Raw genomic sequence first — 21,517 nt, 5'->3', positions numbered from 1 at the left:
GGGAAGACTCCTGGGAATTCGAATTCGGGGCACCGGCTCAATGCTTGCCGGCAGGGGTGGACGATGAGCCGCTGCCGGGCTTGTCGCCCGGAGAACCGTTGACCAGGAACTTGCCGATCAGGTCTTCCAGCTGCATGGCCGACTGGGTCAGGATCATCTCCTCACCGTTCTTGAGGTTGTCCGGCGAACCGCCGGGCTGGATCGCAACGTACTGGCTGCCGATCAAACCGCTGGTGAACACCGCGGCGGACGAATCGTCGGGGATCTTGTTGAAGGTGTCGTCGATGGCCAGGGTGACCTTGGCATCCAGCTTCACTGGATCGGCCTGAATCGCTGCGACCTGGCCGATCACCACGCCAGCCATCTTCACCGGCGCACCGACCGACAAGGTGCCGATATTGGTGAAGTTGGCCGTCACCTGGTAAGTGCCGCCGATATTGTCGTTCACCCCGCCGGCGCCGAAGAACTTGCCGATCATCGCCTCCAGCGGCTGGCTGGAATGCGTCAGCGCGAGCTTGCCGCCAGCGGCCACGAAGGTCTTCGCATGGCCGTACTCGATGCCCACGTACTGGTCGCCGAGCAGGCCGCTGGTGAAGATGCTCGCCACCGAATCTGCAGGAATCGAGGCGTAGCGCTTGTCGATCGACAGTTTCACGTCGGCCACCGGCTTGCCGGGTTCCAGCTCGATCGACTGCACCTGGCCGATGCGCACGCCTGCCACCTTCACCGGCGCACGCTCCTTGAGCTGGCCGACATTGGTGAACTGGGCATCGACGGTGTAACTGTCGCCCTGGTGGCGGTTGGCCACCGAACTGGTCTGGGTGGCAAGGTAGGCGAGCGCGGCGAAGCCGAGCACGATGAACAGGCCGGTGCCGACGGCATAGGATTTTCTCTGGCTCACGGCATCATCCTCGAAAAGAAACGGGTAGTCATGGCGGCGGTCGACATCGGCATGGTCACATCAGGAAGGCGGTCAGCACGAAATCCAGCGCCAGGATGGCGATGGACGAGGCGACCACCGTACGCGTGGTCGCGTAGGCCACGCCCTCGCTGGTCGGCGGCGCGGTAAAGCCCTGGAACACCGCGATCAGCGAGACCACGGCACCGAACGCCAGGCTCTTCCAGATCACGCCATTGACGATGTCCTGCCACACGTCGACGGTGGCGGTCATGTTCGACCAGAACGTGCCGTTGTCGATGCCCAGCCAGGTCACGCCAACCAGATGACCGCCAAAGATGCCCATCGCACAGAACACGCAGCACAGCAGCGGCATCGCGATCAGTCCGGCGAGAAAGCGCGGCGCCACCACGTAGGCCAGCGGATCGACCGCCATCAGCTCCATCGCGGCAATCTGGTCGGTGGCGCGCATCAGGCCGATCTCGGCGGTGATCGAGGTACCGGCGCGACCGGCGAACAGCAGCGCGGTGACCACCGGGCCCAACTCGCGGTAGATCGCGATCGCCACCACCGTGCCGGTGGCCGCGGTGCCGCCGAAGATCGACAGTACGTGGTACAGCTGCAACGACAGCACCATGCCCACGAACAGGCCGCAGACCATGATGATGGTCAGGCTCATCGCGCCCACGAACCACAACTGGCGCACCGTTTCGAGCGCATGGCGCATGCTGCGCGGAACCGCCGCCAGGATGCGCAGCAGGAACAGCCCGCAATCGCCGATCTGGCCCAGCGACTGGGTCACGATATTGTCGCGTCCAACCTGCGCGTTCATGGACTACTCCGCGAAAATCCCAGCGCCTCGGCGTAATCGCCGGCGGGGTACTGGAACGGCACCGGGCCGTCGGCCTCGCCACCGAAGAACTGCCGCGTCCACGGCGAGCCATCGTCGGCAATGGTTTTCGGATCGCCCTGCGCCACCACCTTGCCGTTGGCGATCAGGTAAACATGGTCGGCCACCTGCTTGATCGCCTCCAGTTCGTGCGCCACCAGCACGCTGGTGATGCCCAGCGTCTGGTTCAGCGTGCGAATCAGCTTCAGCACCTGGTTCAGTGCGATCGGATCGAGGCCGACGAACGGTTCGTCGTAGAGAATCAGCATCGGGTCGAACACGATCGCCCGCGCCAGCGCCACGCGCCGCGCCATGCCGCCGGACAGCTCGCTCGGCTCCAGTGCCGCCGCCCCGCGCAGACCCACCGCCTGCAACTTGGTCAACACGATGTTGCGAATCAGCACTTCCGGCAGCCTGGTGTGCTGGCGCAGCGGGAAGGCCACGTTCTCGAACACGTCGAAATCGGTCAGCAACGCGGAATTCTGGAACAGGTAGCCGATCCGCTCGCGCAATGCGTACAACTGCTCGCGACCCAGCTCCGGCACGTTCCGCCCGTCCACCCGCACCTCGCCTGCATCGCCGCGCATCTGCCCGGTGATGTGCTTGAGCAAGGTGGTCTTGCCGGTGCCGCTCGGGCCCATGATGGCGGTGACCTTGCCGCGCGGGATGTCCAGATCCAGCCCGTCGAACACCTTCTTGCCGCTGAGCACCGTGGTCAGGCCACGAATGCGCACCAGGGTTTGCTCGTCAGGCGTGTTGGGTACGGGCATGGTCATGAACTGCCGGGTACAGGAAAAGCAAGCAAGGTAGCCGAAGCGCGGCCAGAAGACCATCGGTCGCGAGTCGGACTCATTCAGCCGCCAGCAATTCGGCGATCAACGATTCATGCCGCTTCCACTGCAACGCGCTGCGCTGACGTACCGCGTGCACGATCGCGCGCAAGTCCTCCAGCGCGTCGTCGAAGCGATCATTGACGATGATGAAATCGAACTCGTGCGCATGCGCAATCTCGCCGCGCGAATTGTGCAGGCGGCGCTCGATCACCTCCGGCGCATCCGAGCCGCGGCCACGCAGGCGGCGCTCCAGCTCGACCCGCGATGGCGGCAGGATGAACACGCTGACGCAATCGGGCTTGCTGGCGCGGATCTGCTGCGCGCCCTGCCAGTCGATCTCCAGCAACACGTCATGCCCCTGCGCCAGCAGTTCCTGCACGGTGCGACGCGAGGTGCCATAAAGATTGCCGTGCACCTCGGCATGCTCCAGGAACACGCCCTCGGCAATCTCGCGCTCGAACTCCGCGCGCTCCAGAAAGTAGTAATGCCGCCCGTACTGCTCACCCGGCCGCGGCGCCCGCGTGGTATGCGACACCGACAGCGAGATCGCCGGATCGCCCTCCAGCAAGGCATTGACCAGAGTCGACTTGCCCGCACCCGAGGGAGCCGCAACGATGAACAGCGTGCCGCACGGTTTTTCCATTTCAGTGCCCTTGCTCGATCGTGTGGCTACGCTGTACACGACACCGAAGCGGGCCAGTGAAACCGCGTTGGCTGCACGGCGAGCGGGGCGAGCGGGAAAGCGAGGTGGATTTCATCCGGGCAAGTATAGCGGGAGCGTCGACATGCACTCCGGGCCAGGAGACTGACGCGCCGGGAAACTGAAGAGTATCCGCCTCCCGACGCGATTCGCACTATACGCTTTCGCAGCTACGCTGCGGCAAGGTCCTGCAGGATATTGTCGGCCGCCTGCAGCGCCAGTGCGGCAATCGTCAGCGTCGGATTTCCCGTGGCAATGGTGGGAAATACGCCGCTGCCCACCATGTAGAGGTTGCCGTGGTCCCACGACTGCTGGCGGGCATTCAGCACCGAGTCGGACTTGCTGTCACCCATACGGTAAGTGCCGGCAATATGCCCGGCGCCGTAGAAGGTGAAGTTGTTGCCCTGGTACTGGAAGTTGGTAGCGGTGACCTGGTCGGCCGCGCCGTACAGCACCGGTGCCGGCGGCGTCCTGGTGTACTCGGTGGCGCCCATGGCGTTGAAGATTTCCGTGGACACCTGCTTGGCAGAAACGAAACCGTCGCGCTCGTAATCCTGGCGAATGCGATAGGTGACCCGCGGACGCGGCAGGCCAAGATGATCGGTCTCGGTGGGCGACAGTTCGACCCGGTTGTCCGGATCGGGCAGTTGCTCGATCAGGTAGCCCAGCCGGATCTGGCGCACGTAGATGCCGTTGAGCGTATCGACCAGTTGCGCGCCGAAAAGCTGGCTGTTCGCGGGCAGGTTCGGGTTGAAGCGCAACGGCTGCCCCTGCGGGTTCACCGCGTTGCCGTTGAGCTGGTTGGTATCCTGTCCGAACACGAAATCCGCCAGCGTGGTGAACGGATCGTTGGCCGCCCATTGCCAGCCCTCGTTGCCGATCTCGATGCGATAGGCCGATCGATTCTTGCGGAACGCACCATCGCGCAACGACTCGATACCCGAGGTGGAGAGCGGGCCGCGAAAGGCGTAAACCGGATCCTTGGCCAAGCCCCAGGCCAGGTACATCACGTGGTCCATCAGGTTGCGTCCGACCTGCCCGCTGGAATTGGCCACGCCGTTCGGAAAGTTCTTGTTCTTGTTCGACATCAGCAGCAACTTGGGTGTCTCGATGGCGTGCGCCGCCAACAGATACTTGCTCGCGGTCACCGTGCCCGAACCGGTGGCGTCGCCGGTGTGCTCGTCGTAGCTGATGTAGTCGATGCCGACGACTTCGGCGGTGTCGTCGTCGACGCGGATGTTGCTGGCCACGCAGCGATAGCGGATCTCCACGTTGCCGGTCTGCAAGGCGTCGCCCAGGGTCACGGTGGCGTCGTACTTGGCCTGGATCGGACAGATCGGAATGCAGTTGGTATTGCCGGCGCACTGGCGCCGGTCCCCCGGCAGCGAGTTGCGCCCCTGCGGCGTGGGCGTGAGGTAGACCGGGTTGCCGTCGACGGTGAGCGTGGTGACCGCCGGCACGTCGAAAGCCTGATCGACCAGGGAGTCGACGATGGCCGGCATCGGGTAATCGTAGTCGGGGCCATACTGGCCGCTGGGCGACACCTTGAACTGGGTGTAGAGCGTGTCGAGCTGCGTCTTGTCGCCAGAGACGCCGATCACGTCGGTCGCCTTCTCGTAGTAGGGCACCAGCGCCTGGTAGAAGGTCTGCCCACCGGGCCAGTCCACACCGTGCCCGTAGGTCGTCTTCAGCGTGAAATCGGTGGGAAACAGGCGCAGGCTGGTGCCCAGCCAGTGCCAGGTGGTGCCGCCGCCGATGCGTTCGTACGAGCTGGCGAAGGCGAAGGTGACTTCCGGACTGTCGCCCTTGAGATAGGGCGGCTGCGGAGGATAGTCGAAGTAGCACTGCTTCGGATTGCGCCAGGCGCCGATCTGCAGCACGGTGTAGCGCGGCGCGTTTTCGGTGGCCGGATCGGGCAGGCCCAGCGGGTTATCCGGCGTGGCCGCGGTCGGGTTCTGCGTCGTCGGCGGGTACGGCGATTCGGGCGTCTTCGCGTTGGCCTTGAAGAAAGTCTGCATGTAGCCGCTGCGATCCACCGGCACCGGCGCACCGGCTTCGAGGATCAACACCTTCTTGCCCTGCCGACCCAGTTGATGGGCCACGATGGCGCCGGCGATGCCGGAGCCGACAATCACCAGGTCATAGGTTGGATTGCTCATGGGTCACGCTCCTTGCTGGCCGGTGTAGTCGTTGAGTGCCGGCGGCTGGCTGTTCCAGTAGCCGTAGCGGTAGTTGGAATCGCCCATCGGATGCGACTGCATGACCTGCCAGGCCAGCCCGCAGGTGTAGCTCTTGGCCGAGATCAGGTCGCTGACCGTGCTGGCCGGGGCGCTGGCGCTGGCTGGTATCAGGGTGGGCCACGCGCCCGAGTACCACATGAAGATCAGCTTGCGGCAGGCCAGCACGAAGTCCGCGCCATTGGCCGGGTCGAGCATGGCCGTGCCGATCTGCTGGTCGCTCAACTGCTGCGCCGCCAGCGACGCGTACTTGGCGAAGATGCTGTCGACCAGTTGCGGGTTGCCGCTTTCCGCGGCCACCTTGGCCGTGAAAAAAGGCAGGTATTCCGCCTTGATGTTCACCGGGTCGAGGCCGGGCGCGAGAATGCTGCTGGCAAAGCCGGTCAGCACCGCGCTCAGGCCGATGAAGTTGTCCATGGTATCGCTCATGTCGGTGTCCCTCCGGGTTATTGGGCGCGTTGCAGCAGGTAGGTGAAATCGGCGGACTTGCCCGCCGTGGTGGTGGCGTTGTTGTGGCATGCCATGCAACTGCTGGAGGTCTGCTTGACCTCGCCCTGGATGTAGCTTTCCAGCGTGGTGTTGGCCAGGAACGACGGCGCAGGCACCCCGGTCGGATCGATCCGGCTGCTGGCATTGGTCGGCCACTGCGTGCTCACCAACTCGTAATTGAGCCAGACCGAGTTGGGCGTCACCGCGGCCAACGCCCGATGGAAGCTGTCGTTGAGCCGCTTCGCCTCGGGCGTGATCGCGATCACCCGCTCGATCTGCGACGGCTTGGTGTACGCGTTCTCCGGGTTCCATGGACGCGGCGGCGGCTCGTTCACCTGGCAATCCTTGCAGGCCGGATCGAAGAAGTTGTACGCGCTGCGTTGCAGCTTCTCGCCCTGCGTCGGGGCATTGGCCACGTTCTCGAACGTGGACCAGATCCACTGCGGCTCATCGGCGGTCTTGTGCGCGATGTGCAAGCCCACCAACCCCACTTTTTCAAGCTTGCAGAACGGCTTCACGCCGTGCTGCTCGGCGGGGTTGTCATAGACCAGCGCCCAGGCGGTGAAGAACTTCGACGGGTCGTACTTGCCGCCCATCTCCACCCACGCCGCCTTTACCATGATCGAGCCGACCTGCGCGGCCTTGGGATCGCTCGACGGGAAATCGGCATCGGCATTGAACGCCTGCTGCCCCGCCTTCGAATACAGCGTATTGCCGAGGATGTAGTTGAACATCGTTTCGTTGGTGAGGATCTCGTAGCGCGTATAGCGGCCGTTCTGGTCGATCAGCGGACCGGTCTTGAACGGCTCGCTGCTCTCGTCCAGCAGGTTCGGCGTCTTGCCGATCTGGGTCAACCGCAAGGTGTTCGGCGGCAAGGTCTTCGGATTGATGCCGCTGCACACCGCCGGCAACGGCGTGTTCTGCCCCCACGGCGGCGGCGTTTCCCCCTTGGGCAGGAAAATGCTGCGGCTCTCGCGCCAGTGCTGCCAGACCACCGAATCGCGCGGCGCCTGGCCAATGGTCAGCTTGGTGTTGGGCGAGCCGTCGGCATTCGCCGGCCAGTTCAACGCCACGAACATCTGCCACGAAAACACGTCGAAATCGTGCTGCAGCGACGCCAGCGTGGGCGGGCTCGGCGGCGAGGTCACAGTGATCTCCAGCGGAATCGTCGGACTGAGCACCGGCACCGTGGCCGCCTGCTTGCCCGCGCCCGACACATCGGGCGCCATGCCCTGGGCAAGAAACGCTACCAGCAAACCAGAGGCGGCCACCCCCAATGGCCACGCTCGGCGCAAATGTAACAAACGCAAAGACGGGATATGGTTCTTCATGAGCATCATCCTCTACGGTCTGGCAGGGACATTGACGCGCCCTCCCCGCCTCAGGCGCCTCTTGCAGACCGCAACTCGCGACATCCCACACATGTCTGCGCAAACCACGCACGCAGTGAACTAGCCGTCACCACCGGACAAACCATCCGATGGCTGTCACAGCTTCACTTCAGTTGCAACACTCTTGCTCCCATCGCAGCCGTCTCCCACTGCATGCACGCGTTCCCATTGATGGTCGCACCTGCACCTGCCCCGACTAGGCCATGTCCCCAGACCCACGCTGCAAATACTTTTCTTGCACTGGTCCCAGATGGATCTCGCTGCCATGCACATAGACGTGCGAGCTCAACTGCGCCAGTTTGTCTGGCATAGCAGCACAGCATCACCCGGCCAAGCCCCCCTCTCCACGAGGCTTAGATGCGCACGTACAACTGCGGCAGAAAGCCGTCGGCGTCCTTGTGCTGAACTGCCAATGCTTCCATCAGCCGCGAGCCTTGATGCCGTTGCGTCCCCGTCCCGCCGAATGGTCATGCACCAACTGCGGAAAGCGGCAAAAGGCACGCTTGCAGCATAGCCGCAGGCTTCCGTTACGCCCTATCGGCAATCTGCTGATATTGCCCTCCGTTTTGCTGATGCCGAAGACGCACAAAAACACTCTTCCTCTCGGCGTCCGAGCCTCCACGAACAAACCCGCTGAAAGAACGTGCACGATCATTCTGCAGCTGCATCGCTGCATGTCGGGAAGTCAGTCCAGCGGAGTAAGGCCATGCTTCACAGCAAAACGTGTCAGCTCAGCAAGGCTGCTTATGTTGAGCTTGCGGAATACGTGGGCCCGATGGGTCGCCACCGTCTTGGTGCTGATGTGCAGCCGCTTGGCTACTTGTTGCGTGGAGCAACCTTCAGCAAAAAGCCGGGTGACCTCACGCTCACGCCAAGTCAACGGCGGCGGCATTGCGACAATGCGCCTATCGCCGCCAGCCTTGTATGTACTCATCATGGGAGCCACGAGTTCGGTGCTCAGGAAAACCTGATTATTGAAAACGTGGCGAATCGCCCGCGCCAGATCATCGAAACAGTTTTCCTTCAGCACGTAACCCGAGGCGCCTGCTTCCAGCGCCTCAGTAACTTGCCCCGGCTGCGCACTTACCGAGAGGCACAGCACCTTGCTTGGCAATATTTCGCCCCGTATGCGCCGCACCACCTCGATCCCGGTCAGTAGCGGCATGGCAACATCCGCGATCACCACGTCGGGACGCAACTCTCGCGCCAAGCGAAGCAGATCCAAGCCGTGACCGGCATGTCCCACCACGTCAATGTCCGGTTCATTCTGCAGCAAGGCAACCAAGCCTTCGCGCAGCATGACATGGTCATCTCCCAAAATGACTCTGACGTTCATCGCGCCGACACGTCCGGGCGACAGCCACCATGGCCGTGGCTATCGCGACACCCGGCAATGGCCGGCCATCGGATCAGGACCTGAGTGCCGTGCCCGGGGCGACTGAGGATACTGAAGCTCCCGCCCACGCTGGTCATGCGTCGAGGCAGTGCACCCAGTCCGAGTCCACCCACGATGTCGTGGCGACGATACATCGCCACGGGGTCGAAACCGGGGCCATCGTCGCAAATGGACAATTCGAAACCGCTGCCGATAGCACGCAAACGCATGGCAGCATGCGCACCGGGAGCGTGTTTGCAGGTATTCAGTAGCACTTCCTGCGCTACGTTCAGCACAGTGAAGGACACGGTGGCGGGGGGATCAGTCGCTGGGTTATCGCACTGCACCCGCAAGCTCAATCCGGTCAGTGCAGCTACTCGCAGACCAAGATCCGACAACGCATCCACCATCGACATGGCGGGTGGCAATTCAGTGTCACACCAATCCTCCAGTACGCCGCGAATACTTCGCGTCGCTTCGCTCAGAAGCGTGCGGACACCGTCCAGCAACCGGGCATCCACTTGCCGTCCCGTACTGAGTGCGCGATCCAGCTGGAGCAGCGCGAGTGCCATCCATTGCGAAGGACCGTCGTGGAGTTGCTGTATCAACTGAGCATCGGGCAGCGCGGCGCCCGCAGACGACCGCCCGTGAGCCGCGCCTGGCACTACACCGTCAACAGCCTCGTGTATCGACGACATATCCCCCTCCCGCCTTCCCGGCCCGCGGTGGGCGATCCGACGCCCAGCGACCGATTGCACTGTCCACACCACGGACGACAGCATGGCCACAGGCCATGCAGCGAGTCGTCATAATCTACCATCGCGGCCAGCAAAAGTTCTGCCAGCGTGTGCGCAATACGGAATCACGGCGCACGCCAGCGCCGTGACAGCCATGCGCGATAGGAATGTGCATGCAGCTACACGGCCGGACGGCGTCACCGGGGCACGATGCAATTACTCGACTGCACCTAAACCCACAGTGCGGCTTGAAAACCGCGCCAGACAAGGGAATGGCCATTCAACTTTCCCGCGTGGGTACAAGCATGGGTACAACGGAATGCAGGGGTAGGCGGTAGGTTCATCGGGGAAGTATAGCGGCCCGGCTCCGGCAGCTTCGCCAGCGCGCCTCGCCCGACGCGCCGGACTTGTTCGCGCACACACGGGCGCGATGTGGGCGGGTTGGGCGGCGGATGGCTTCGGCAGTCATTCGTACGTACACGCGCCCGCGATGGCGGCGGCTTCATGGTTTCCACCGTAGCGCTAGGTTGCGCAGCGCCTTGGCTCGGCCTTCCTGTGTTCGCGGTCCAGTGGACAGTCCACCGTGCCACTTGCAGCGCCCATGCGCGAGCTTCAGCGCCCGGCAGGGCTGTCCGGAGCGAGTGCGGGCATTGCACAAGTCCGGATCATCACCAGCGTAATCGGACGGGGTGCCTCGACGCGTGGGCTGGCGCTCGCTCACGCGGTCGCCACCTTGTCGGCCAGGCACTTCAGATAGAACACCAGCAGGGTGCGCGCGAGCGGGTCGCCGTTGCCGTCCGTATGGCCCTCGCACAAGGCGGTCTGTTCAGCGGTGGCTTCCAGTTCCTCGACCGGCAGGGCGTCCACCACGGTGCGGGGAATGCCCAGCTTCACCGCCAGCACCAGCAGGCGCGCACGGATCGCGTGAAGTGCCAGCAGGTCGGCCTTGTGCTCGGTCAGCGCCTGCCGTAGCTCCGGAGTCACGCAGCCGGCAGGTGCCTCGATGTGGAGACGATCACCGCGTGCCTGTAGACGGATGCCAGCCGCTCGACACTGACGGCTTAGTTCGATGGTGTTCATAGGTCGAAAGCCTCCCGTTCCGTGCTGCCTTCCTCTTTTTTCTCCGGGGGGGTGTTTTTAAGCGTGACACCGTGACAAGCCTTGTCTGATGCGGGTTCCGGGGCTTTTCCGATCCGTGACGGATCGGCATGCGTCACGGTTGCCGATGCCTCGCAAACCGCGCTGTTATGCTGTTGTCCCGCTGTCACGGATAAAATACCCCCCTCGGCGGAAAGGTAGCGGGTGAAGGCATCGGCGAAGTCGGCGAGCGCGTAACCCTTGAGCCGGTCGCCGTTCGGAAGCCGGGTTGTCTTGGGCGCGATGCCGAACTCCGAAAGCCGCGCTGCGAGCTGGCGCACCGACAGCGGCTTGCCTCGGTTCCATGTCGCCCACGGTGCCTCATCGTCGCCGGTCAGGATGTCCAGCAGCGTGCGACTGGCAAGCCTTGTGGTCTGCCTCTCCTTGAACGCTGCCTCCACGTCGCGTAGCAACTCCACGCCGATGCTCGGGGTTTCTTCCTCCACGCCGTGAAGCGCCAGCGCCGCCGCGCGCGCCCGACGCGGCCATTCCCCGCCCGCTTCATCGGCAATGGCAAGCAACGGCTCCCAGCAGTCTTGCGCGCGGTCGCCCAGCCCTGCCGCTGGCACCGGGTGCGCCCTGCCCACCGCCTGCCGATGGTCATCCGTCCAGCGGGTCAATTGCGAACGCAGGTCGGCCCACGGCTGCGGATCGGAGCGCCGGATGTTGGCCGCGGTTTCGCCCGCGACCTTGCGCCGCATGCGCAACGGGATGGAACGATCCTCGATGGTGCCGGCCAACTTACCTATGCCGCAGAGAATCTTGGGCGCCCAGGTGCTGAATTGCGTGGGCGTGTTGTCATCCCCCGTGCAGCGAATGACCACGGCTGTCTCGCGGTACAGGCCGGAATTGATAAGCCCACGCGCTTCCTCGTTGTCTTTCAGGAAGGCGTCCACTTCGTCAATACCCAGCGTCGGCGCCCACTTCTCCACCGTGCGGAAGATCGCCGCAGGCGAAATGCTCGCCACCGACAAGGGACGATGGCAAAGCCGCATCATCGCCGTGAGCAACACCGTCTTGCCGCAGCGCATTTCCGGCGCGCTGATATGCGCCAGCGGCGACACCGTGAGCGCGTCCATGCAGTAGGTGTGCACCACCCACAAGGCCGCCGCGCAGATCGTGGGCTGATCGGCGATGACGTGCTGAGCGATGATCTTGTACACGTCGGCAAGCATGCGGGCGCCGTCCACTGGCAAAGGCCACGGCTCCACCTCCGGGAACAGTTCGACGGTGCCGGCGTCATCCTGCGGCGTCGTGAGCTTGTCCAGCTCGCCCACGTTGGCCTTCGCCGCTTTCGCCGCAGCACGCACACGCTGATACCGGGCCGGGTCGGCCTGACGTACCTCGATCAGGTCGGCCAGCACGTCGCTTTCAAAGATCGCGCCGGGGTCGCTTTCCAGCTTCCGCAGCGCCAGCTCGATACGATCAGCAACCGGGTTCGCTAACGCCTCACGTTCGGCCAGGTCGTCGATGCTGGCGCTGTAGGTATCAGCGTGCATGCAGCACCTCCATTGCGTCGAAGATGCGCAGGCAGGCCACGCGCAGGCGGGTCAGGTCGGCATCGTTCAACGGATGGTTATCGGCAAGCTGGTCGGCTGCGATCAGCACCACGCCGGCCTCGGTGTTCAACACCTCCAAGGCAGCTCGCCACTTCGGCAGCAACGCCGCCTGCCGCAACTGGCTGCGCTCGGCGGGTGTCATGCTTTTCAGGTCGCGGCGCACGAACAGGTCGCCTACCTGCAAGCCGACAGCAGCGAGTACGTCATGGACGCTGCACCCGGCAAAGCAATGCAGATACAAGGTGCCGTTGTCGCCTTCAGCAATGCTCAGCTTGCGAGACTTGCCGCCGCAATGCGGACAATATGCGCGCCAGCCCTTGCCAGTCGCCATGACGCCTTCCAGGCGCGGCAGCAGCAGCGCGGACGGCGACGCGTTAACATGACGCAACTCGTTGTTGTTACCCATGCCGCCTCGACGTTGCCGCGTCGGGGCGGTGGCGTTTCTGGGGGCGGTCATTGCACACCCACGGCCAGCGATTCGGCGAAGGCCAGCACATCGGCCTCGCGCCAGACGGTGACACCTGCACTCAGCTTGATCGGCTGCGGAGCCTTGCCGCTCTTGCACCAGGCCCACCACGTACTCGCGGTGACCGGCAGCAAGCCGGGTTTGCCGGTGCGGCGGTTGCGGGTGATATCGGAGACGCGCAGGAAGCGCGTGGGGATGACTTCGGTTGCCATTTGACCGCCCTTTGTTGGTTTGGACGGTCGTGGATTAGATACACCGAAACGGAAGCGTGCTTTAGATGACTTTCCTTTTTTTCAGCACGCCCTCATCTTGTAGAGCCGTTCGCATCGCACGCGCGGTGACCTGAAAGCGCTGCGCCAAAATAGAGGAAATCTCGTGCTGCGCACGCCCTGCGCTCAACAGTTTCTTCGCTTCAGTCGCCCAGTCTTGGTGGCTGTCCCTGGCCTGCAATGTTCGACGCTCACCGGACACGCGGCTCCCGAGCTTGCGCGGCACACCTTTTACGCTGCGAATTATCTCTGCGGCGTCACCCGCTGTCAGTTCGTCCTGCGCTCTATCCGGCCAATTTTTGACCGCATCCACGTACTCTTTCGGAAAATCCTCAAGCGGCGACACGAAACGAGGCATGGCGGCCAATTGGCGTTGCAGTTCCTCAAGCTCTTTCGTGTATAGCTCGGGGTTGCGTCTCACATCAGCAAGCGTCGGAGCTTTTTTCTTCAAGCGCACACCTCTGCGCCCTTCAAAGGGAATCGCGCCAGCCGGGGAAGGTGCCCGGTGTTCGCCCCGTCGGGCTAGGCGCGGCTTGATCGAATCAGCCAGCCTTGCGCTTCTTGATCGGCACAACCTTGCCCGCGCCGCCAGCCTCCAGTTCTTCCAGCAGGTCGGCCCAGCGTTGCAGTGCGTCCGCGCGCTCCTCGAAATAGTCATGCCGGTTGTAGATGCCCACCACGCCTTTCAGCTTGTGATTCAGGCAACGCTCGGCAACGTGCGGCAGCACACCCAGCGCTTCCAAATGCGTGCGCGCCGTGCGGCGACAGTCGTGCACCACGAACGGCGGGAAGTCTGCGCCCAGCAGGGGACGGATGTTCTTGGCGATGGCTGCACCCACGGTGTTCAAGTCGATATGCGGAACCATGCGCGTCTGCATCTTGCGCGCCGGCAGCAGCCACGCGCTATGCCCAGCCAGACGCACCAGCTCGCGCAGCGCCTCGACGGCTTGGCGGGGCAGAGGGATATCCACCGCCTGCCCGGTCTTGGTGCGGTCGGCAGGAAGCGCCCACACACCGGCCTCAAGATCAAACTCCTTGATCGGCGCCTCAATCAGTTCCGCCTTGCGTACCGCAAGCATCAGCAACAGTTTCACGGTCAGCGTGTTCTGGTACGTCCAGCCCTTCGCTGCCTTCATTGCGGCCAGCAGGCGCACCAGCTCCGCACGGGTCAGCCAGCGGTCGCGCGCTTCCTCCTTGCCGCCCGCGTCCGATGGATCGAACGCCGCCGCCGGGTTGCTCAGCACCATCTCGCGCTTGATCGCGTAATCGAACATCCTTTTCAGCCAGCGCAGCACGTCCGTTGCCATCGTCGGGGCGCCACGCTTCACGATGCCTTTCAGCAGCGCGTCAATGTGCGACGGTTTCACGTCGGCGAGATGCAGGTGGCCGATGGCCGGCTTGATATCGCGCTCGATCCGGCTGCGCACGATGTTGGGGTGTTTCCACCGCCCGATGATTCGCTCGGTTAGGTATTCGTCGGCTAGCTTGGCGACGGTGACCGCGTTCTGCGCAGCCTCGATCTTGGCGGCGGCTTCCTGCACACGCTCCTGTTTCTCGCCGGCCACGTCGTACCCCAGCGCTACCCGCGCCCGCATCTCTTTGGCGGTCTTACGCGCATCCGCCAGCGACAAGGTGCCGTAACTGCCCAGGTGCAACACGCGCGGCTTGCCGGCGAGCCGGTAGCGGAACAGCCAGCGCGGTACGGCGTCCCCTTGGCGATAGCGCAGACTCAAACCGCCGCCGTCGCCCTTCCCCTCGAACCGCTCGCCGGCAGCGATCCAGTGCCGTATCTCGACGTCTGACAGCTTGCCCATAGCCACCTCTCGACGTTGTACCCAATCCGAAGCCAATTTGTACCCATTGGGTACAAGCTTGGGTACAAGGGTACAGCCGGATGGAGATGGACACCATCGGTGGATGTCGGACAAGAAAAAGCCCGCAATTCGCGGGCTTTCAGTAACTTAACGTTTCACACCGGACGGCATTGGACACCATGAAACATCATTCCACGTTTTGCACCTGTTCGCGCATCTGCTCGATCAGCACCTTGAGTTCCACTGCGGCATTGGTGGTGCGCGCGTCGACCGACTTGGAACCCAGCGTGTTCGCCTCGCGATTGAATTCCTGCATCAGGAAGTCGAGGCGACGGCCGACCGGCTCCTTCAGGCCGAGCACGCGGCGTGTTTCGGCAATATGGGTGGCCAGGCGGTCCAGCTCTTCGTCCACGTCGCAACGGGTGATCTGCAGCACCAGTTCCTGCTCCAGCCGGCCCGGGTCGGCGGGCTGCTTGAGGTCGGCCAGGCGCGATTCCAGCCGTGCGCGCAGGGCAGTGCGTATTTCCGGCATCCAGCCGCGCACGTCAGCGACGATGCGTTCGATCGCGTCGAGCTTGTCGCGCAACGCCTCCTCGATCTTGGCGCCTTCGCGCTCGCGGGTGGCAGTCAGCACGTCCAGGGCGCGATCAAGCACCTCGAACAGCGCCGCCTGCTGTGCTTCCGGATCGACTGCCTCTTGCTGCATCACGCCAGGAAAACGCAGCAGTTCGGTGAATTCCACGCGCATGCGCGGGAACTGCGCCTCCATATCCAGCGACAGCTCGGACAAACGCGCCAGCAGCGTCCGGTCGAGCTGCAGCGAACTTCCGCGCGACTCGCCGTTGCGACGCACGGTCAGGTCCACCTTGCCGCGCGACAGTTTCGCCGCGACGCGCTCGCGCAACAGCGACTCGGCATTGCGCAAGTCGTCCGGCAGGCGTGGACTCAGCTCCAGGTAACGATGATTGACCGTACGCAGCTCGCAACTGAGCGTGCCGGCGGAACCGGTGGTTTCGGCGCTGGCGTAAGCCGTCATGCTGCGGATCATCGGAGGCTTCCGGAGGTGGTGGAAAGGACGCAATGGTAAACTCTGGCGCCCCGCCTGCCCAATCCGGCCACGCGAAGCCAGGAAAGCCCCCATGAACGTCACTCGCCCCAGCGGCCGTGCCAGCGATCAGCTGCGCCCCGTCACCATCGAACGCCATTACACCCGCCACGCCGAAGGATCGGTACTGGTCAGCTTCGGCGACACCCGCGTACTGTGCACCGCCAGCATCGAGGATCGGGCACCCGCCTGGCTGCGCGGCAAGGGCGAAGGCTGGGTCACCGCCGAATACGGCATGCTGCCGCGCGCCACCAACACCCGCATGCAGCGCGAAGCCGCGCGCGGTGGCCAGGGCGGCCGCACCATGGAAATCCAGCGCCTGATCGGCCGCAGCCTGCGCGCCTGCATCAATCGCCAGGCGCTGGGCGAGCGCGTGATCACCCTCGACTGCGACGTGCTGCAGGCCGATGGCGGCACCCGCACCGCGGCCATTACCGGCGCCTACGTGGCCCTGGTCGACGCGGTGAGCCTGCTGATGAAGCGCGAGAACCTGAAGCGCAACCCGATCGTCGGCGCGATTGCCGCCGTCTCGGTCGGCATCTACAAGGGCCTGCCGGTGCTCGACCTCGACTACGCCGAGGATTCGAACTGCGACACCGACATGAACGTGGTAATGAACGACGGTGGCGGCTTCATCGAAGTCCAGGGCACCGCCGAAGGCCACGCCTTCCGCCGCGACGAGATGGATGCCTTGCTGGCGCTGGCCGAAAAGGGCATCGGCGAACTGGTGGCCGCGCAACGCGCCGCGTTGGCCACTTCCATCGAATAACGTGGTCGCGTGCAGCGCGACGATCACTCCCTCTCTCCCGCCTGCGGCAGAGAGCACGGGGTGAGGGCAACCAGGCTCAGGAGATCCACATCACCATGCAACGCATCGTTCTGGCCAGCAGCAACCCGGGCAAGCTCAAGGAATTCGGCGCATTGCTGGCCGACAGCGGGCTCGAAGTCGTGCCCCAGGCCACGCTGGGCATCGACGATGCCGAGGAAACCGGCCTGACCTTCGTCGAGAACGCTCTGCTCAAGGCACGCCACGCCGCGCAAGCCAGCGGCCTGCCCGCGCTGGCCGATGATTCGGGCCTGTGCGTGAACCATCTCAACGGCGCGCCCGGCCTGTATTCGGCGCGCTACAGCGGCGGCCACGGCGACGCCGCGGCGAACAACGCCAAGTTGCTGCGCGCACTGGACGGCGTACCAGGCAACCAGCGCGGCGCGTTCTTCATCTGCGTACTGGTGCTGCTGCAACACGCCGACGACCCGGCGCCGCTGATCGCCGAGGCGCGCTGGCACGGACGCATCCTCGAAGCAGGCCGCGGCACCGGTGGCTTCGGCTACAACCCGGTGTTCCTGCCCGATGGTTACGAACAGAGCGTGGCCGAAATGGACGACGCGCTGAAGAATCGCCTCAGCCATCGCGGCCAGGCGCTGGTGAAGTTGCGCGAGCGCTTGCGCGAGCGGTACGCATGAGCCTGATCGCAATGAGTCTGGTCGCGCCACCGCTGTCGCTGTATATCCACATGCCGTGGTGCGTGAAGAAGTGCCCGTACTGCGACTTCAACTCGCATGGCTTGCGCAGCGAACCACCGCCTTACGCCGACTACATCGAGCTCCTGCTGGCCGATCTCGATGCCGACCTGCGCGACTTCGGCGCAGCGGCGCAGGGCCGCCCCATCGTCAGCGTCTTCTTCGGCGGCGGCACGCCCAGCCTGTTCGCGCCGGAGCTGATCGGCCGCCTGCTCGACGGTGTGCGCCAGCGCCTGCCGCTGGCGAATGACACCGAGATCACCCTGGAAACCAATCCGGGCACGGTCGAGCACGGCCGTTTCGACGGCTATCTGGCCGCCGGGGTCAACCGCATCTCGTTCGGCGTGCAGAGCTTCGACGATGACAAGCTGAAGCGCCTCGGCCGCATTCACTCGGCCAGCGAAGCCGAGGCGGCAGTGAAATCGGCGCAGGATGCCGGCTACGCCAACATCAACCTCGACCTGATGTACGCGCTGCCACAGCAAACCCTGGACGGTGCCCTGGCCGACGTGGAACGCGCCATCGCCTTGGCGCCCACGCACATCTCGCATTACCAGCTCACGCTGGAACCGAACACCGCCTTCGCCGCCAATCCGCCGCCGCTGCCCGACGATGATCATGCCTGGGCAATGCAGGAAGCCTGCGAAGCGCGCCTGGCCCAGGCCGGGTATGGCCAATACGAAATTTCCGCCTACGCGCAGCCGGACCGCCGCTGCGCGCACAACCTCAACTACTGGCAATTCGGCGACTACCTCGGCATCGGCGCCGGCGCCCACGGCAAGCTCAGCGATGCCGCCAGCGGCCAAATCCACCGCCGCTGGAAAACGCGCCTTCCGCGAGCCTATATGGAAGCGGGCGCCAGCCCGGCCTGCATCGGCGGCGACAGCGTGATCAGCACAACCGAGCTGCCGTTCGAATACATGCTCAATGCGCTGCGCCTGATCGACGGCGTACCCATGGCCGATTTCGCCGCCCGCACCGGCCTGCCCCCGGAGCACATTGCTGCCACGCTGGCCGACGCACGCCGCCGTGGCTGGCTCGCCGACGATCCACGGCAATTGCGCACCACGCCCCTCGGCCAGCGCTTCCTGAACGACGTGATCGCCAGTTTCCTGCCCTGAGTCCCCGGGCCATGCCGGCCAGTTGACGATGTTCGGGCCTGATAGGCACGCCGGCTTCGGCCGTCATACACTATCCGCTCGGGAAAATCAGGGGATTGGGTCATGGATGTCGAACCTCAGCTTCGACGCCACGCGGGGATGGCCAGTTTTGGCCAGCGCCCTGCGCGCCAGTCATGGTCGCCGCGCGCACGCCGGCTGATCGAGGAATCCTGCGCACTGTCTGCCGACTGGCTCGGTGCCCCGCTGAAACGCTGCCTGGATGCTTTCGACCAGAGCCTGTACCAGCAGGCCGAACGCTCGCGCAACCATCTGGAGCAGCAACGCTGCTTCGACAGTCGGGCACTACTCGACCAGCAACGTGTCGCGTTCGCGCAACGCTTCATCGAAGACCTGAGCGACAGCTTCGCCCGCCTCGACGAGTCCGACACCCCGCCGGCCGACGATGGTCCGCTGCAGCCACTGTCACTGCTTGACCGCAACGAACACGAGCTCAATACCGCACTGGACAAGCTGGCCGCACGCGGCGAGGGGCATAACAGCCTGCTGCTGTCCGAACTCGGCTACCGCTTCGCCGTACTGGTGGCCATGCCGCCATTGGAAGGCGACGCGCTGCCGCCCAGCCCGGCCAATCTGGCCCGCGCCTTGCGCACGGCCAGCGAGCCGATGCAACTGCCGATCGAGCACCGCCTGCTGTTGCTGCAGGTCTTCGAGCAGACGGTGACCGGCACTCTCGGGAAACTCTACGAAAGCCTCAACGCGCACCTGCTCGACGACGGCATCCTGCCGCAACTGCGAACCTTCTCCGTTGCACGTTCGGGCCCGGCACACGCCGGCAGCGGCCGCGCCGCTCCCGCAACGACGGACGAACCGGTGCACGCCAGCGAAGCCCCCGTCGCGCCATCCGCTACGGCCGCGACCAGCGCCACCAGCAACGAACCCATCGCGGTCCTCGAAACCTTGCGCGACCTGCTCGCCCGCGGACGCACCCACAACAGCAGCGCCGCGGCACAGGGTCGCGCCGCCACTGCGGACGAATTGCAAGTCGCGCTCGACGCCTTGCAGCAACACCTGGTCCAGGTCACCGACAAGGCCAGCCGCGAACTGCGCAGTGCACAGCGCCTGCGCGAGGAATTGGTACTGCAGCTCAATACCGGCAAGCCGCTCGGCGCCGAACCCACGCAACTGAGCGCCGAACAGGACGACACCGTGGAACTGGTGGCGATGCTGTTCGAACAGCTCGGCCAGCAACTGCACCAGGGGCCGCACGCACGTGCGCTGCTCGGCGACCTGCAGCTGCCGATGCTGCGCCTGGCCGTCACCGACCACGATTTCTTCGACCAGCGCGAACACCCCGGCCGACGCCTGCTCAGCACCGTCGCCGAGGCCGCCAATGACTGGCTCGACGGCCCCGATGGCGAAACCGACGGCCCGTTGCTGGCCCGGTTGGAACAACTGGTCGAACGCGCCCGCCGCGAACCGCCCAGCGCGGGTTTGTACACCACCCTGCTGGCCGATATCGAACATCATCTGGCCCAGCTCAACCGCAAGGCACAAACCACCGAGCGCCGTCATATCGAGGCCATGCAAGGCCGCGAAAAACTCGATCAGGCGCGTCATCGCGCCAGCGAGCTGATGGGCGAACGCTTTGCCAAAACCCAGCCGCGCGGCCTGCTGCGCGCCCTGCTGGAACGCGCGTGGTCCGACGTGCTCGCATTGACCCTGCTGCGCCACGGCGAGGACAGCGAAACCTTTGCATGGCGCCTGCGCATTACCGATCAGTTGCTGGGCCAGTTGCCGGTGGACGACCCGGCGCTGCTGCGACAGGAAGTGGAAGCCGGCTTGCAACAGATCGGCATGCACGCCGAGGAGGCCGAACAGGTGGCGCAACGCCTGATCGGCACCCCCGTTCCGGCGCCCACCGCGGCGGCCCCGCAGGTCGATGCCACCGCACCGATACCAAGCAACGCTCCGCCAGCACCGACCGTCGCCCGGAAAACATCGGTGACCAAAGCGGCCTCGAAAAAAGCGCCAGCGATCACGTCATCCGAGACGGCTACCGTGCCCGCCGCCATGCCCACACCTGCGCCGGCACCCGAGGCCACTGCACCCCTGCCGGTCGTACAGGCGCAGGCACCCATGGCCTCCGCCATCCCGCATCCAACGCTCGCCGCCACCACCGACAACCTGCCCAGCGCCACCGATCTGGCCTTGCGCCTCAAGCAGCGCCAGCGGCTGGGCGAACAGCGCAGCCAGGAAGGTCGTCGCGGCAACGATACGGCCGAGCAGCCACCGCTGGGTCCGCAGGAGGCACGCATCCACAACCGCCTGCGCCAACTGCCGTTCGGCAGCTGGTTCGAGTTCGCCGACCCGGCCGGTGGTGCGCCCACCGCGCTGAAGCTGGCCTGGTTCTCGCCGATCTCGGGCAACAGCCTGTTCGTCACCCGGCGCGGTCAACGCGGCGAGGAAATGAATCTGCGCGAGCTGGCCCGCGCCATGGCCAGCGGTCGCGTACGCGAGATGCCCGCGCAACGCGACGGCCTGCTCGATCGCGCCTGGCACTCGCTCACCAGCAACCTGCTGCGACCCACGCGCTCCGGAGCCCGCCCGTGACGACTGCACCCGGCAATGAACAACGCCGCGCGGCGCGCAAGCCGGTCGGCTCCCGCGCACCGGTCATGGACGTGATCCGCGACCAGCCCATGGGACATCTCGGCAATCTCTCGGCCACCGGCCTGCTGCTGATCGGCACGCACGCACCACGTCGCGACGCGGTCTATCAGGTGCGCCTGCCGCTACCCGGCCCGGATGCGCGTGCCAGCACGATCGAGGTCGGCATCCAGGCGCAGTGGCACGAACCCGCGGCCAGCCCGGGGCAGGTCTGGGCGGGCTACCGCATCATCGCCATCACGAGCAACGATGCCACGCGACTGGAACACTGGTTGCAGCAGCACTGACGCCAGCGAGCGACGTCGCCGG

22 protein-coding genes are annotated in these 21,517 nt (G+C 64.8%); 5 read left to right on the top strand and 17 right to left on the bottom strand.

The genetic code is table 11. The features are described from left to right. Positions 1-37 precede the first annotated feature (37 nt). From mlaD to BMY90_RS04545, 17 genes are all read right to left on the bottom strand, one after another. Positions 38-901 carry an outer membrane lipid asymmetry maintenance protein MlaD gene (gene mlaD / locus BMY90_RS04620; RefSeq protein ID WP_092702020.1) on the bottom strand — a complete coding sequence of 288 codons (864 nt, stop codon included), beginning with the start codon at positions 899-901 and terminating at the stop codon, positions 38-40. 55 nt (positions 902-956) lie between these two features. After that, on the bottom strand, positions 957-1,730 hold the full coding sequence (mlaE, locus tag BMY90_RS04615; RefSeq protein ID WP_008213668.1) for a lipid asymmetry maintenance ABC transporter permease subunit MlaE: 774 nt from the start codon (positions 1,728-1,730) through the stop codon (positions 957-959). Next, positions 1,727-2,563 (bottom strand): ABC transporter ATP-binding protein, encoded by an 837-nt coding sequence (locus tag BMY90_RS04610; RefSeq protein WP_037101018.1) that lies wholly within the window; start codon positions 2,561-2,563, stop codon positions 1,727-1,729. The genes mlaE and BMY90_RS04610 overlap by 4 nt, the downstream gene beginning before the upstream one ends. Positions 2,564-2,636: 73 nt before the next feature. Beyond that, complete coding sequence (gene gmk / locus BMY90_RS04605) at positions 2,637-3,263, bottom strand: guanylate kinase (protein ID WP_008213660.1); 627 nt, start codon at positions 3,261-3,263, stop codon at positions 2,637-2,639. A 227-nt stretch (positions 3,264-3,490) separates the two neighbouring features. After that, positions 3,491-5,479 (bottom strand): GMC family oxidoreductase, encoded by a 1,989-nt coding sequence (locus BMY90_RS04600; protein ID WP_008213659.1) that lies wholly within the window; start codon positions 5,477-5,479, stop codon positions 3,491-3,493. A gap of 3 nt (positions 5,480-5,482) precedes the next feature. Next, the gene (locus BMY90_RS04595) at positions 5,483-5,986 is read right to left on the bottom strand and encodes a hypothetical protein (RefSeq protein ID WP_092702018.1); all 504 of its coding nucleotides are present in this window, start codon (positions 5,984-5,986) and stop codon (positions 5,483-5,485) included. Between the two features lie 17 nt (positions 5,987-6,003). After that, on the bottom strand, positions 6,004-7,317 hold the full coding sequence (locus BMY90_RS04590) for a hypothetical protein (protein ID WP_245734895.1): 1,314 nt from the start codon (positions 7,315-7,317) through the stop codon (positions 6,004-6,006). Positions 7,318-8,122: 805 nt separating this feature from the next. Next, complete coding sequence (locus tag BMY90_RS04585; protein ID WP_092702014.1) at positions 8,123-8,773, bottom strand: response regulator; 651 nt, start codon at positions 8,771-8,773, stop codon at positions 8,123-8,125. After that, the gene (locus BMY90_RS04580; RefSeq protein ID WP_139201689.1) at positions 8,770-9,510 is read right to left on the bottom strand and encodes a sensor histidine kinase; all 741 of its coding nucleotides are present in this window, start codon (positions 9,508-9,510) and stop codon (positions 8,770-8,772) included. Before BMY90_RS04580 ends, BMY90_RS04585 begins: the two co-directional genes overlap by 4 nt. A 541-nt stretch (positions 9,511-10,051) precedes the next feature. Then, positions 10,052-10,270: an HGGxSTG domain-containing protein gene (locus tag BMY90_RS17555; protein ID WP_139201688.1), complete on the bottom strand. Its 219-nt coding sequence runs from the start codon at positions 10,268-10,270 to the stop codon at positions 10,052-10,054. Next, on the bottom strand, positions 10,267-10,629 hold the full coding sequence (locus BMY90_RS04575) for a TubC N-terminal docking domain-related protein (RefSeq protein ID WP_139201687.1): 363 nt from the start codon (positions 10,627-10,629) through the stop codon (positions 10,267-10,269). Before BMY90_RS04575 ends, BMY90_RS17555 begins: the two co-directional genes overlap by 4 nt. Beyond that, positions 10,626-12,185, bottom strand: coding sequence for a DUF3631 domain-containing protein (locus BMY90_RS04570; protein WP_092702008.1), 1,560 nt, complete (start codon positions 12,183-12,185; stop codon positions 10,626-10,628). The genes BMY90_RS04575 and BMY90_RS04570 overlap by 4 nt, the downstream gene beginning before the upstream one ends. Further along, the gene (locus BMY90_RS04565; RefSeq protein WP_092702006.1) at positions 12,175-12,651 is read right to left on the bottom strand and encodes a hypothetical protein; all 477 of its coding nucleotides are present in this window, start codon (positions 12,649-12,651) and stop codon (positions 12,175-12,177) included. The genes BMY90_RS04570 and BMY90_RS04565 overlap by 11 nt, the downstream gene beginning before the upstream one ends. A gap of 47 nt (positions 12,652-12,698) precedes the next feature. Continuing rightward, positions 12,699-12,923, bottom strand: a complete 225-nt coding sequence (locus BMY90_RS04560) for a helix-turn-helix transcriptional regulator (RefSeq protein WP_217638549.1) — start codon at positions 12,921-12,923, stop codon at positions 12,699-12,701. 61 nt (positions 12,924-12,984) lie between these two features. Next, positions 12,985-13,431, bottom strand: coding sequence for a hypothetical protein (locus BMY90_RS04555; RefSeq protein WP_139201686.1), 447 nt, complete (start codon positions 13,429-13,431; stop codon positions 12,985-12,987). A gap of 91 nt (positions 13,432-13,522) precedes the next feature. After that, complete coding sequence (locus tag BMY90_RS04550; RefSeq protein ID WP_092702002.1) at positions 13,523-14,794, bottom strand: tyrosine-type recombinase/integrase; 1,272 nt, start codon at positions 14,792-14,794, stop codon at positions 13,523-13,525. 187 nt (positions 14,795-14,981) lie between these two features. Continuing rightward, positions 14,982-15,842 carry a YicC/YloC family endoribonuclease gene (locus tag BMY90_RS04545; RefSeq protein WP_008213647.1) on the bottom strand — a complete coding sequence of 287 codons (861 nt, stop codon included), beginning with the start codon at positions 15,840-15,842 and terminating at the stop codon, positions 14,982-14,984. 91 nt (positions 15,843-15,933) lie between these two features. Here BMY90_RS04545 and rph point away from each other — a divergent pair, with 91 nt between their 5' ends. The 5 genes from rph (at position 15,934) to BMY90_RS04520 (ending at position 21,495) form a co-directional block, all read left to right on the top strand. Further along, positions 15,934-16,668, top strand: coding sequence for a ribonuclease PH (gene rph / locus BMY90_RS04540; RefSeq protein ID WP_008213646.1), 735 nt, complete (start codon positions 15,934-15,936; stop codon positions 16,666-16,668). A gap of 95 nt (positions 16,669-16,763) precedes the next feature. Beyond that, on the top strand, positions 16,764-17,363 hold the full coding sequence (gene rdgB, locus BMY90_RS04535; RefSeq protein ID WP_092702000.1) for an RdgB/HAM1 family non-canonical purine NTP pyrophosphatase: 600 nt from the start codon (positions 16,764-16,766) through the stop codon (positions 17,361-17,363). A gap of 11 nt (positions 17,364-17,374) precedes the next feature. Next, on the top strand, positions 17,375-18,541 hold the full coding sequence (gene hemW, locus BMY90_RS04530; RefSeq protein WP_092702322.1) for a radical SAM family heme chaperone HemW: 1,167 nt from the start codon (positions 17,375-17,377) through the stop codon (positions 18,539-18,541). A 102-nt stretch (positions 18,542-18,643) separates the two neighbouring features. Further along, positions 18,644-21,151, top strand: coding sequence for a DUF1631 family protein (locus BMY90_RS04525; protein WP_092701998.1), 2,508 nt, complete (start codon positions 18,644-18,646; stop codon positions 21,149-21,151). Next, positions 21,148-21,495, top strand: coding sequence for a PilZ domain-containing protein (locus tag BMY90_RS04520; protein WP_008213641.1), 348 nt, complete (start codon positions 21,148-21,150; stop codon positions 21,493-21,495). Before BMY90_RS04525 ends, BMY90_RS04520 begins: the two co-directional genes overlap by 4 nt. Positions 21,496-21,517 lie beyond the last annotated feature (22 nt).

The sequence above is a fragment of the Rhodanobacter glycinis genome (genome assembly GCF_900114325.1).
Lineage (GTDB): Bacteria > Pseudomonadota > Gammaproteobacteria > Xanthomonadales > Rhodanobacteraceae > Rhodanobacter_A > Rhodanobacter_A glycinis.
This window is presented reverse-complemented; position numbering and strand designations above follow the sequence as displayed.